This window comes from Albimonas sp. (assembly GCF_055129145.1).
The window spans coordinates 1-12,644 of sequence record NZ_JBSRTQ010000127.1 but is presented as its reverse complement, the minus strand read 5'-3'; the positions used below and the strand labels follow the sequence as shown (position 1 = coordinate 12,644).

Here is a 12,644-nt window from a genome sequence, read left to right as displayed (position 1 = left end):
CGGGACGGGGCCTGCGCGCCTGCGCGGGACCGGGGTGGCGGGGGCGGGGCTTGCGGCGCGGCAGGGTCACGGTCCCGGCGGGTCCCCGCGCGGCGGGGTGGCGCCGGGGCGTGCGGATGGCTATGTGACCAGACCGCGCCGCGGGAGCGACGATCCGCCCCGCGCGCCCCATGCCGCCTCAGGCGAGCCGCCCGATCCGGAGCGCCGCCATTCGACCCTCTGCTCGCCCACAACCTCGCCCGCATTCACGTTCAGACACGGAGCCGCCGCCATGAGCCTCGACGCCGCCGCCCCTTTCGCCGCCCCCCAGCCGGCGCCCGGCGATGACGAGGTGCTGCCCTTCGCGCTCGACCGGCCCGAGATGCGCGGCCGCGCGGCCCGGCTCGACGCCTCGCTCGACCGGATGCTGGCCCTGCACCGCTATCCCCGCCCCATCGCCGGCCTGCTGGCCGAGGCGGCGCTGCTGACCGCGCTGATCGGCCAGACCGTGAAGCTGCGCTGGCGCCTGTCGATCCAGGTCCGCGGCGACGGGCCGGTGCGCCTGATCGCCACCGACTGGTTCGCGCCCGAGCACGAAGGCGCCCCCGCCACCCTGCGCGCCTATGCGGGCTTCGACGCCGAGCGGCTGGACCTCAACGCGCCGATCTTCCCGCAGCTCGGCAAGGGCTACTTCGCGATGATCGTCAACAATGGCGAGGGGCAGCCCTATCAGGGGCTCACCCCGCTGGCCGGCGGGTCGCTCGCGGCCTCCGCCGAGGCCTATTTCGCCCAGTCCGAACAGATCGCCACCCGCTTCGCGCTGGCTTCGGCCGAGGCGATCGGGGCGCAGGGCGCGGCCTGGCGCGCCGGCGGGCTGATGCTCCAGCACATGCCCCCTGCCTCGCCGCTGATGGCCGGCGCGCCGGACGGACGGACGGGCGGCTCGGGCGAGGGCGGGTTGCTGGCGGCGCGCGACGTCGCCGCGATGGGCGGCGCTGAGGAGGACTGGACCCGGGTCAACATGCTGCTCGACACCGTCGAGACGCATGAGTTGCTCGGGCCCCTCGTCGCCCCCGACCGGCTGCTGCTGCGCCTCTTCCACGAAGAGACGCCGCGGGTCTGGCCGCCGCAGAAGGTGGCCTTCGGCTGCACCTGCTCGGCCGACAAGGTCCGCGCGGCGCTGCACCAGTATTCGGCCAAGGACCTCGGCCACATGACCACCGAGGACGGCAAGGTCACCGCCGACTGCCAGTTCTGCGGGTCGCATTACGAGTTCGACCCCGACAAGCTGGGCTTCGAAGCCGGCGACTGACGCGCCGGCTTGGGCGGGCGGCGCGCTCCGCCGCCCGCCCAAGCTTGCTCCGCCCCCCTCCCTCCCTCTTCCTCCCTCTCCCGCTCGGGTCGCTTCCATCCGGCAAAGATCCGCTCGCCTTGCGTGCGAATCCTCTTGGCGCGGATCAGGCGCAGGTCTAACGCTTTGACGTTGCGGAACAGCGGGCGCCTGCGGGGCGTTTCTCGGAGCGGATATGAGCATGTCGACGGATGACGCGGCGGAGAAGGACCTGAGCCGGGACTACGAGTACTGCGTGCTGCCGGTTTGGGACGACGCCCCGGAAGACGCCTCGGGCGGAATGTCGGGCGACGACGGCTGGGTCTGGGAAACGCCGTTGACGGACGGCGATGGGCCGCTTCCCGATGGCCTGTTCGTGGGCGACGAGTGGTTCTGCGAGCTGCCGGTCTGGGACGGCGAAGACCCGGATGGCGTCTGGGTAGACGGCGAGGATGACGGCGCTGCTTTCGAAGATGACGATGACGAAGACGATGAGTCCGGCGTCGAGTACGACGACGGCGACCTCGTCCTCGTCGACGACGCGCCGTCGCCGGAGGACGCGATCTGCTGGGGCCGCGGCCCCGATTTCGAAGACGACGGGCTCGCCTACATCACCGCCGTCGACGACGGCGGCGCCTCGCCGGAGGAGATCCGGACCGACGAAGGCATGTTCCCGACCAGCCGCCCCATGCCGGTTGAAATGGCGCGCGGCGGGGGCGAGGACGACGACATGCGCGGCGGACGCGGCGACGACGACCTGCGCGGCCGCGGCGGCGACGACACGATGCACGGGCGCGGCGGCGCGGATTCCCTGGAGGGCGGGCGCGGGGCCGATGCGCTCTACGGCGACGACGGGCGCGACCGGCTCGAGGGCGGCGGGGGCGACGACGTCCTGCATGGCGGGCAGGGGCGCGACCGGCTGCACGGCGGCGGCGGCGACGACGCGCTCTATGCCGATGGCGGCGCCGATCGGATGTTCGGCGGGCGCGGCGAAGACATGTTCCACTTCAACCTCGAGGACGGGACCGGGAACACGATCTTCGTCGGCGACTTCGAGAGCGGCGTCGATCAGCTGGTCTGCCACGGTTACGACAGGCCGGTCACCGAGGCGGATTTCGACTTCGTGACGGTGCGCGACGGCCTGTCGAACGTGCTGCTGTTCGGGGAGGTCATCGCCGCCTTCGACACCTCGCGCGGCGAGGTTCCGGGCTTCGACGACCTGCTTTTCGCCTGAACCGGCGAGCTTCGAGCGACGGGGCGGGTCTTGGATCCGCCCCTTCCTGATTCCGGCCCCGTCTCGGCGCGCGTCTCAGCCCGCGGCGGCCGCGAGGAAGGCGTCGACGTCCGCCTCGGTGGTCGCCCAGTTGCAGACCAGGCGGCAGGTCAGCATCTCGTCGTCCGGCCCCTCCAGCGACTGGTCGCCGGGCCAGAGATAGTAATGCGCGCCGGCCGCGTGCAGTTTGCGGTGGATGGCGCGGGGCAGGGCGGGGAAAAGCGCGTTGGCCTCCACCGGGTGGTCGAAACGGGCGAGCCCGCCGGCCTTCAGCCCGTCCGCCAGCCGGTCCGCCATGGCGTTGGCCTTTCCGGCTAGCTCCAGCCACAGCCCGCCTTCCAGCCAGCGGTCCATCTGGGCCGCCATGAAGCGCATCTTGGAGAACAGGTGCCCGCCCCGCTTGCGGCGCAGCTCGAACTCCCAGCCCCTGGCCTTGTCGCCGTCGAAGAAGATCACCGCCTCGGCCGCCATCGCGCCGTTCTTCGAGGCGCCGAGGCAGAGCACGTCGACCCCCGCCTTCCAGCTGATCTCGGCCGGCGCGCAGCCGAGCCGGGCGCAGGCGTTGGCGAAGCGGGTGCCGTCCATGTGCACCGGCAGATTCTGGGCGCGGGCGAGCGCGGTGAGGCCCGCGATCTCGTCGGGCCGGTAGATCGCGCCGAGCTCCGTCGCCTGGGTGATCGAAAGCGCCCCGCGCTGCACGTTATGCACCCCGGCGCGCGCGGTGAACTTCAGGGCGCGGGCGAGGCCGGCCTCGGTCATCTTGGCATGCGCGCCGTCGATCAGGGTCAGCTTCGCGCCGCCGGTGTAGAATTCAGGCGCGCCGCACTCGTCCTCCTCCACATGCGCGTTGCGGTGGCAGAAGACGGTGGTCCAGGGGGCGGTGATCGAGGCGAGCGCGATGGCGTTGGCCGCGGTGCCGGTGGCGACGAGGTGGACGATGGCGTCGGGCGCCTCGAACGCCTCGCGCACCCGGACCTGGACCGAGGCGGTCAGCGGATCCTTGCCGTAGGGCATGGCATGGCCGGCATTGGCCGCCATCACCGCCTCCATCAGCTCGGGCGCCGCGGGGCCGGCGTTGTCGGAGGTGAACCACATCAGAGAAACCCTTCCACCACGTGATCTTCCAGGTCTTCCTCGGCGACCTCCCATTCCGCGGCGAGCTTGCCCGGCCAGTTCGCCCCGTTGGCGGGGATGCCGGCGTCGGCGGGGCCGTCGGGGCCGGCGAGCAGGGGGTGCCATTCGGGCAGGTCGCGCCCCTCATGCAGGCGGCGATAGGCGCAGGTCTCGGGCATCCACTCGGCCGCGTCCTCCAGCGTCTCGGGCGTGAGGATCACGCAGCCGGGGACCAGCACCTTGCGCAGCGCGTAGTTGCCGCATTGGCAGGTGGCGGGGTCGTAGAGCCGGCAGTGGACGTTGGTGTAGGCGAGGTCGCCGGTGTCCTCGTCCTCGAGCTTGACGAGGCAGCAGCGGCCGCAGCCGTCGCAGAGCGCCTCCCATTCCTCGCGGGTGAGGTCGGAGAGGGGCATCTGCCAGAATTCGGGGCGGAGCGCGGGTGCGGAGGTCATGGCCTTTGTGTGCCCGTCCCTGCGGCGCGCGTCCAGCGGGGCGTTGCCGCGGGGAGGGGAGGAGGGCCGCGCGACGACCGGCGCGCAGGTGGGGGCCGGGCGCCCGCGCGGCGGGGAGACGGCGGCGCCGGGTGGCGGCGGGGCGGGCTCAACCCGCCGCGCGGGTCCGGCGGGCGTGGCGCAGGATGACGGCGGCGACGACGAGGCCGGTGAGCCCGATCAGCCCGAACACCGCCGTCCGGTCGAGCCCCGCTGCGAGCAGCGCCATCGCCACCAGCGATGAGGCGACCATGCCGAGCGAGTCCATGACATTGGAGCAGGCGACGAACCGCCCCCGCTCCCCCGCCGGGGCCTGGGCCACGTAGACCGCGTTGAGCGGGACGACGTAGAGCCCTGCGAAGACCGCGAGCAGCACCGCCGCGCCCAGCACCGGCCAGGCGTCGGGCCGGGCGAGGAAGGCGGCGGCGTCGAGCTGCGGGGCGCCGCGGTCCAGCCCCTCGCCATAAGCCGCGCAGGCGGCCCAGAAGAGGGCGGCCCCGAGCGCCATCCCCGCCGCGCCGACGGGTGGCAGACGCAGGTCGATGCGCCCGCGGGTCGCCCGGTTGGTCAGGGCGGCGCCGAGCGCCAGGCCGGTGACGAAGGCCGCGAGCAGCAGGAGGGCCGCGTCCTCGGACGCGTGCAGGTTCCGGCTGGCGATCGGCAGGATCAGGGTCAGGAACGTCGCGCCGGCGAACCAGAACCACTGGATGCAGCGGATGGCGAAGAACGGCTCGGGATGGCGGCGGCAATCGCGGATCACGTCGCGGATGGCGCGGAGCGGGTTGTGGTCGACCAGCGGGCGCCGGCCTTCGGGCGGGGCGGGGGGCGCGAGCAAGGCCGCGCCCCATCCGGCGAGCGCCACGGCGAGGATGGCGACGGAGATCCAGACCTCGCCGCCCGGCAGCAAGGCCACCTTCAGCCCGAGGATCTGGCCGAGGATGATGGCGAGGAAGGTGGCCGATTGAACGAGGCCGGCGCCGGCCATCAGCTCCCGCGGGGCGAGATATTGCGGCAGGACCGCGTATTTGATCGGGGCGAAGACCGCCGATTGCGCGCCCATCAGGAAGAGGAGCGCGTAGAGGGCGGGGAGCGACTCCGCCAGGAAGGCGAGGCCGGCGAGCGCCATCAGCACCACCTCGGCCCCTTTCACCCAGCGCATCATCCGGGCCTTGTCGACGCCGTCCGCCACTTGGCCGGCGACGGGGGCGAAGAGCGCGAAGGGCAGGATGTAGAGGGCGCCGGCGGCGAGGACCAGCCTGTCGAGATCGACCGCGAGCCGGTCGGCCAGCCGCCAGGTCAGCAGGGCCATGAAGCCGTTCTTGAACACCTGGTCGTTGAAGGCGCCGAGGAATTGCACCCAGAACAGCGGCGCGAACCGACGGTCGCGCAGGAGCGCCGACTGCCGGACCGGCGCGTCCGGGCGGGGAGGCGGGGGGCGGGTCATCGCGGAAAGCTCGGGGGCGGCGCTGTCATGCCGGCCAGAAGGCGCCGAGGCGCGGGGCCGGGTCAAGGGGCCGGCGTGCGGGAGCCGCGCGGCGACCCTCGCGCCGGTTGCGCCGGGGCGCCCGCGCGGCGGTTGGGAAGGGGGCGCCTGGCGGAGACGGGCAAGGGGCGGAAACCAGGAGAAGGCGGGAGGGGGGCGGGACGCAGACGGCGAGACGGCGAGACCGGGTAGAGGAAGAGCGGGGAGGCGCCGAGGACGGGGCGCCGAGGACCTCGGGCGATGCCGTCCGCCGCCGCGGTCCGCGCGACGCCTGCGGACGTGTGACCTCAGACGCCTCCGCCTGCCGCCTGCAGAGCCGCCCTCGCCGCGCGTGCGCGGGCCGCCGGCGCCCCCGGTCCAACGCCGCGCGGGCGCCCCGGCGGACGCGCGGCCCGCGTCGGGGGCTCATGTGGCGCGCATTTTCCGCGTCCGTCGCTTGCTCCCCGGACCGGTCCGGCGCATCAGGCGAGGCATGGTCGAATTTCTCTGCGCCTACGCTGTGTTCCTCGCCGCCCATGTCCTGCCCGCCGCCACCGGCGCGCGGGCGAGGCTGATCGCGCGCCTCGGCCGGAGGCGATATGTGGCGGGCTACGCGGTTCTGTCCGGGGCCCTGCTGGTCTGGCTGATCTCGGCGGGGCTGCGGGTGCCGACGGTCGCGCTGTGGGGGCCGAGCCGGGCGCTGATGCTCGCCCCGCATCTGCTCATGCCGCTGGCCTGTCTGATGCTGGCCGGGGCTGCGACGCGGCCCAATCCGGGTTCGGTCGCCTTCGTCGGCGGGCCGGCGCCCGAGCGCCGGGCCGGGCTGCCGGCGATCCTGCGACACCCGGTGCTCTGGTCCTTCGCGCTCTGGGCCGGCGGCCATGTCGCGGCCAATGGCGACCTCGTCGCCGTCCTGATGTTCGGCGGCTTCGCGGTCTTCGCCCTCGCCGGCATGGCCTCGCTCGACCGGCGGGCGGCGCGGGCCGGGATCGCGCCCGCCGCGCGCGGCCCCCTCGGCGCGCGCATCGGTCGGGCCTGGTCGCCGCGGATGGCGGCGGAGGCGGCGGCGGGGCTGGCGCTATGGGCCGTGCTGCTGCGCCTGCACGGCCCGGTGATCGGGGTGGATCCGTCGGCCTGGCTCTGACCCTCAGGCCGCCGCCGTCCGCGCGGCCCGGGCCCGCGCCTCGGCCCGGCCCGCGACCAGCCGCACCCGGCGCGGCGCGGCCTGCCAGATGCAGAACATCGACAGCACCGACAGCGCCAGGCAGATCCAGAACCCCGCCCGATAATCGCCGGTCGCGTCGTGAATCCAGCCCATCGCCCAGACCCCGGCCCCCGCCCCGAAATTCGCCATCAGCGAGATGGTGGAGAAGATCTGCGGGAACTTCCGCCCCTGGAAAATCTCCGCGGGGATCGCGCCGAACATCGACGACAGCCCGTTGCCGAGCAGCCCCTGCATCACCACCATCGCGCCGAGCAGCGCCATCGACGGCGCCGCCTGCAGCGCCAGCAGCAGCAGCGACGCCCCCACGAAGCCGGTCAGCGCCAGCGCCCAGCCGATCTCGCGCCCCACCCGGTCCGAGAGCGCGCCGATGCCGATCTGCCCGAAGATCCCGAAGAACGCCACGCCGCCGAGCGCCAGCGCGGCGAGACGCGGCTCGAACCCCACTTCGATCAGGAACCGGGTCTGGTGGATCTGGATCGCGTACCAGATGAAGAGGCCGCAGAAATAGCCCAGCGCGATCCACCAGAACCGCGCGGTGCGCATGGCGAGGCGCAGGGTCCAGTCGGTCTCCACCCAGGCGCGGTCGACCACCGGGTCGGCATGGAGCGGGGCGGCGCCCGCCACCGGGACCGCGTCGCCGTCGGGGCGCAGGCCCATGTCCTCGGGCCGCATCCGCTGGAAGAGCAGGTTGAGCGGCACGATCGCCACCACCGTCACCACCCCCACGGCGAGACAGGCGACGCGCCAGCCATGCGCCTCGATCAGCCATTGCATGGCGGGCAGCAGGGTGACGCCGCCCACCCCCACGCCCGCGAAGGCGAGGCCGACGGCGAGGCCGCGATTGCGCACGAACCAGTTGGGAATGAACATGGAATGGCTGATGTAGCTCATGGCCATCGAGCCGTTGACCGCGAAAAGCCCGAAGCAGAGGTAGAGCTCGACCGGGTTGGTGATCCAGCGCGCGGCGAGATAGCCGCCGCCCACCATCAGCGCGCCCATGGGGATGGTGGCGCGCGGTCCCCAGCGGGCCATGGTCCAGCCGACGATGGGCAGGAAGAAGGTCGAGGCGATGAAGCCGACCGAGAAGGCGCCCGCGGTCATGCCGCTGTCCCAGCCGAATTCGTCGATCATCTCGGGGAACAGCAGCGAATAGCCGGTGCGGGCCGTGATGGCGACGCCCATGGTCACGAAGGCGATGGCGATGACCACCCACCCGTAATAAAGGCGCGGGCGCGCGCCGGCGTCGGCCACGGACATGTCGGATTTCCTCCCCGGATCGCGCGTCTGGCGGCGCGGCTTCGGGCGAGGATAGGGGGTGGGCGGCGGGCGCGGCAAGTGCCTGCGGGATCATCGCGGGGCGCGGGCCGGGGCGGGCGGCGCTTTCTCCGGCGGGGCCGCGCGACGTCCGTGCCGAGGGCGGCGACGGAGCGCCCGCGCGGCGTGGAGCCGGACCGCATGCGGCGCCGGGCGCGGGCCGCGCAGGGCGCCGCGAAGCTCGGGCGGCGGCGGGTCGAGCCATGGCCGGCAGAGCATCGAGAGCGGGCCCGGCGCGGCGATCAGGCGATCAGGCACGGGATCGGCGCGTCGGCGTCGCGGGGGCCGGACGGTCCGCCGGCCGGGCGCCTCAGCCCCTCGGGCCGTAGGCGCGCATGAACACCCAGGCGGCCTCGCGGCTGACCTTGGCGAGCGCGTCGTCCGAGGGCCGGTCCGCCGCCGACATCAACGCGCAAAGCGTGATCGGGTTCTTGATCAGCCCCAGGAAATGCCAGGCCGCGTCCTGCGGATCGACGCCGTCGAGCGCCACTTCGCCCCGCGTCGCGCGCAACGCCAGATGCTCGGCCAGGCGCCGGGCGCCGTAGAGCGGCCCGGCCTCGTAGAAGGTGCGGCCGATGTCGGGGAAGCGGTCGGACGCCGCGACCACCATGCGCAGCAGGGCGATATGCTCGGGTTCCAGCACTTCGGCCAGCAGGCGCTCGGCGAAGCGGGCGAGCGCCGATTCCAGCCCCTCGGCGCACCAGTCCAGGTCGGTCAGACGCTCGGCCGTGCTGCGCTTGAGCTTGACGATGAGGGCGCGGAACAGCGTCTCCTTGCTGTCGAAATAGACGTAGAGCGTGCCCTTGGACACGCCCGCGTCGCGCGCGATCTCGCCCATCGAGGCGGCGTCGAAGCCGCGCGACAGGAACACCCTGCGCGCGCCCGCGAGGATCTGGTCGCGCTTGGCGCCGGCCTCGGCCGCGCCGGCCGCCGCCGCGTCGGTCGCGGGGCCGGCGGTCGGTTGGGTCGCTTTGCGCGCGGCGGGGCTGGGCATGGGGGCGTGCGCTCCGGGTTGGTCGGTCGGGTGGGCGAAGATCCTGCGCATAGCACGGCGGGGGCCTGGATGCGCAGGGGCATGGCGTCGGCGCGTTCGGCGCCTGCGTCATCCCGTGCGCCGCGCCCGCTTGATCTCGGGGAGGAAGGGCGCCATGTCAAGCGCTGACCGAACGGTTCGGTCAATGAATGAGTCGCACCGCTGGGTCGCGGCGGCGATGCGACCGGAGACGCGACATGGCCAGAGATTACGACCGCGAACAGGCCGACGCCTCCGCCTCGCGCGCCGATGACGCCCCGGCCGGCCGCGGACCCGGCGACGCCCGCCCGGCGCTGAAATCCGATCCCGGCGCGCCCGCCGCCTCAGCCGCCACACGGCCCGGCCAGGCCGAACCGACCCCGCCGGAGGCGCCCAAGAAGCGCGGCCTCGGCAAGCTGATCCCGCTGGTCATCGCGCTGGGGCTGGTCGGCGCCGGCGCTTACGAGGGTTACGGCTACTGGACCGACGGCCGCTTCATGGTCTCCACCGACGACGCCTATGTGGCGGTCGACTTCGCGCAGCTCGCCCCCAAGGTGTCGGGATACATCGACCGGGTCGACGCGGTGACCAACGCCCATGTGCTCAAGGGCGCGCCTCTGGTGACGCTGGAGGGCGGCGACTATCGGGTCGCGCTGCGGGTGGCGGAGGCCGATATCGCCTCGCAGAAGGCCGCTCTGGTGCGGATCGAACGCCAGAAGGACGCTGCGCAAGCCTCCGTCGCCCAGGCCCGCGCCCGGGTGGCTTCGGCCAAGGCCTCGCTGATCCAGGCCGAATCCGATTTCTCGCGCTACAACCGGCTGGCGGCCAACGACGTCGCTTCGGGCCAGAAGCTCGACGCCGCGCGCGCCGCCGAAGCCATGGGAAAGGCCGGCGTGCAGGAGGCGGAGGCCGGCGTGATCTCGGCCCAGGCGCAGATCGCGGTCTATGACGCCCAGCGCGGCGAGGTCGAGGCGGCGCTGGCCCGGGCCGAGGCGTCGCGCGACCGCGCCGCCCGCGATCTCGACGCGACCGTGATCCGCGCGCCCTATGACGGGGTGATCGGCAACCTCTCGGTCGCGGTCGGCGACTACGTGACCCCGGGCAAGCGCCTGCTGGCGGTGGTGCCGCTGGGCGCGGTGCATGTGGACGCGAACTTCAAGGAGACGGAGCTGGCCGACATGGTTCCCGGAACGCCGGTGACCATCGAGGTCGACGCCTATCCCGACCGCTCGGTCATCGGGCATGTGGTCTCGGTGTCGCCGGCCTCGGGCTCGGTGTTCAGCCTGCTGCCGCCGGAGAACGCGACCGGAAATTTCACCAAGGTGGTGCAGCGGCTGCCGGTGCGGGTGGCGATTCCCGCCGATGTGGCGGCGCAGGGCTGGCTGCGGCCGGGCATGTCGGTGCTGGCGACGCTCGACAGCCGGGTGGCCGACGATCTGCGCGCCCGGGGCGCCCGGCCGGTGGTCGCGCCGGACGCGACCGGGCCGGTGGCTTCCGTTCCCCGCGCCGCCGGCGCCTCCGACTGAGGCGCGGCCCGTCCCGCGCGCCGCTCCGCGCCGGACCCGAAAACCGGTCGCGCCCTGCCCGGACGCGGTCGGTCAAAGCCCGATCCCGCCTCTCCCCCCCTTGGCGCGGATCGGGCGCCCTTTTCCGACGGCGAGGCGCGCGCGTCCGCCCTCCCCTCAGGACCGCCGCGCCTGCGCCCCGGCCCGCCTGCCAACGTCCGCCGCGCCCCGTCGCGGCCCTTGACGCGGATCCCGAGCCATGGCCGACGCCGCCCCGAACTCTCCCGCCCAATCCGGTCCGGCCGAACCGCCGCCTCCGACCCTGCGCCGCCTGATCGGCTTCTTCGCGCTGGTCTTCGGCATGTTCATGGCGATCCTCGACATCCAGATCGTGTCGTCCTCGCTGTCCGAGATCCAGGCCGGGCTGTCGGCCTCCCCGGACGAGATCAGCTGGGTGCAGACCTCGTATCTCATCGCCGAGGTGGTGATGATCCCGCTCTCGGGGTTCCTCGCGCGCGGGCTGTCGACCCGGGTGCTGTTCACCATCTCGGCCGCCGGCTTCACCATGGCTTCGGCGCTCTGCGCCACCGCGACGTCGATCGACCAGATGATCGTCTACCGCGCCATCCAGGGGTTCATCGGCGGCGGCATGATCCCGACGGCCTTCGCGGCGGCCTGGACGGTGTTCCCCAAGAAATCCCAGGGCCCGGTGATGGCGCTGGTCGGGCTGACGGTGACGCTCGCCCCGACCGTGGGCCCCACCATCGGCGGCTACCTGACCGAGCTCTTCTCCTGGCACTGGCTGTTCCTGGTCAACATCGTCCCCGGCGCCGTGGCGACGCTGCTCGCCTGGACGCTGGTGGATTTCGACGAGCCCGACCACGCGCTGCTCAGCCGCTTCGACTATCTGGGCCTGATCTCGATGGCGGTGTTCCTGGGCAGCCTGGAATACGTGCTGGAGGAGGGGCAGAAGGAGGACTGGTTCCAGTCCGCGACCATCACCTGGTTCGCGGTGGCGGCGACGCTGGGCGGGATCATGTTCTTCTGGCGGGCGCTGACCAACCACACGCCCATCGTCAACCTGAAGGCCTATGCCGACCGCAACTTCGCCATCGGCTCCGCCCTGACCTTCGTGCTGGGGGTGGGGCTTTACGGGCTGACCTATCTCTACCCGCTCTATCTCGCCCGGGTCCGCCACCTGACCGCGCTGCAGATCGGCGAGACGGTGTTCGTCACCGGCGCCTTCATGTTCATGACCGCCCCGGTGGTCGGCGCTCTGTCGCGCAAGATCGACCCTCGAAAAATCATCTTCGTGGGCCTCTGCGGCTTCGCGATCTCCAGCTTCGAGCTGATCCCGATCACTTCGGACTGGTCGTTCTGGGAGCTGTTCGCCCCGCAGGCGCTGCGCGGCGTGTCGCTGATGCTGTGCATGATCCCGATCAACATGATCGCGCTGGGCACGCTGCCGCCGCAGGAGGTGAAGAACGCGTCCGGCCTGTTCAACCTGACCCGGAACCTGGGCGGGGCCTTCGGGCTGGCGGCGATCAACACCATGATCTCCGCGCGCACCGACCTGCATTACGCGCGCCTGGCCGAGCATGTGTCCTGGGGCGCGCCGCAGGCGGAGGAGCGGCTGGCTGAAATGACCGCGGCGCTGACCTCGACGCTGGGCTCGGACGCGGCGGCGGGGGCGCTGGCGAAGCTGTCGGGGATGGTCCGGGGGCAGGCGCTGGTGATGGCGTTTTCGGACGTGTTCCTGGTGCTCGCGGCGATCTTCGGCTCGATGCTGCTGATCGTGCTGCTGCTGCGCAAGCCCGCGGGCGGCGGGGCGGGGGCGGGAGGGCATTAGGCGGGCGGTTGCGCGGGTATTTGGGGGGTGGCGGGTTTGCACCCGCCCTACGCTGGGTGTCTCCGGGGCGCGGGGGGGGGGCGGGGTTGCA

The 12,644-nt window shown here is 72.9% G+C and carries 10 protein-coding genes; 5 read left to right on the top strand and 5 right to left on the bottom strand.

Annotation, left to right across the window (positions count from 1 at the left end; genetic code table 11):
• The first annotated feature begins 271 nt into the window (after nt 1-271).
• Both hslO and ACTB72_RS16760 read left to right on the top strand, forming a co-directional pair.
• On the top strand, nt 272-1,291 hold the full coding sequence (gene hslO, locus ACTB72_RS16765; protein ID WP_463038155.1) for an Hsp33 family molecular chaperone HslO: 1,020 nt from the start codon (nt 272-274) through the stop codon (nt 1,289-1,291).
• 220 nt (nt 1,292-1,511) lie between these two features.
• The gene (locus tag ACTB72_RS16760; protein WP_463038154.1) at nt 1,512-2,543 is read left to right on the top strand and encodes a calcium-binding protein; all 1,032 of its coding nucleotides are present in this window, start codon (nt 1,512-1,514) and stop codon (nt 2,541-2,543) included.
• 75 nt (nt 2,544-2,618) lie between these two features.
• Here the strand turns inward: ACTB72_RS16760 and ACTB72_RS16755 are convergent, their stop codons facing one another.
• The 3 genes from ACTB72_RS16755 to ACTB72_RS16745 all read right to left on the bottom strand — a co-directional run bounded on the left by ACTB72_RS16755 (nt 2,619) and on the right by ACTB72_RS16745 (nt 5,630).
• Entirely contained in the window at nt 2,619-3,677 is a 1,059-nt protein-coding gene (locus ACTB72_RS16755) for a threonine aldolase family protein (protein WP_463038153.1), read from the bottom strand.
• Nucleotides 3,677-4,147, bottom strand: coding sequence for a YcgN family cysteine cluster protein (locus ACTB72_RS16750; RefSeq protein ID WP_463038152.1), 471 nt, complete (start codon nt 4,145-4,147; stop codon nt 3,677-3,679). The genes ACTB72_RS16755 and ACTB72_RS16750 overlap by 1 nt, the downstream gene beginning before the upstream one ends.
• A 148-nt stretch (nt 4,148-4,295) precedes the next feature.
• Nucleotides 4,296-5,630 (bottom strand): MFS transporter, encoded by a 1,335-nt coding sequence (locus tag ACTB72_RS16745; RefSeq protein WP_463038151.1) that lies wholly within the window; start codon nt 5,628-5,630, stop codon nt 4,296-4,298.
• Nucleotides 5,631-6,141: 511 nt separating this feature from the next.
• Between ACTB72_RS16745 and ACTB72_RS16740 the strand changes: the two genes are divergently transcribed.
• Nucleotides 6,142-6,792: an NnrU family protein gene (locus tag ACTB72_RS16740; protein ID WP_463038150.1), complete on the top strand. Its 651-nt coding sequence runs from the start codon at nt 6,142-6,144 to the stop codon at nt 6,790-6,792.
• Nucleotides 6,793-6,795: 3 nt separating this feature from the next.
• Here the strand turns inward: ACTB72_RS16740 and ACTB72_RS16735 are convergent, their stop codons facing one another.
• Together ACTB72_RS16735 and ACTB72_RS16730 are read right to left on the bottom strand one after the other, a co-directional pair.
• On the bottom strand, nt 6,796-8,130 hold the full coding sequence (locus ACTB72_RS16735) for an MFS transporter (RefSeq protein ID WP_463038149.1): 1,335 nt from the start codon (nt 8,128-8,130) through the stop codon (nt 6,796-6,798).
• 367 nt (nt 8,131-8,497) lie between these two features.
• A complete protein-coding gene (locus tag ACTB72_RS16730) occupies nt 8,498-9,181 on the bottom strand; it encodes a TetR/AcrR family transcriptional regulator (protein WP_463038148.1) in 684 nt (227 codons plus the stop codon).
• A gap of 236 nt (nt 9,182-9,417) precedes the next feature.
• Here ACTB72_RS16730 and ACTB72_RS16725 point away from each other — a divergent pair, with 236 nt between their 5' ends.
• A complete protein-coding gene (locus tag ACTB72_RS16725) occupies nt 9,418-10,725 on the top strand; it encodes an HlyD family secretion protein (RefSeq protein ID WP_463038147.1) in 1,308 nt (435 codons plus the stop codon).
• Nucleotides 10,726-10,963: 238 nt separating this feature from the next.
• Nucleotides 10,964-12,553 carry a DHA2 family efflux MFS transporter permease subunit gene (locus ACTB72_RS16720; RefSeq protein ID WP_463038146.1) on the top strand — a complete coding sequence of 530 codons (1,590 nt, stop codon included), beginning with the start codon at nt 10,964-10,966 and terminating at the stop codon, nt 12,551-12,553.
• Nucleotides 12,554-12,644: the final 91 nt, after the last annotated feature.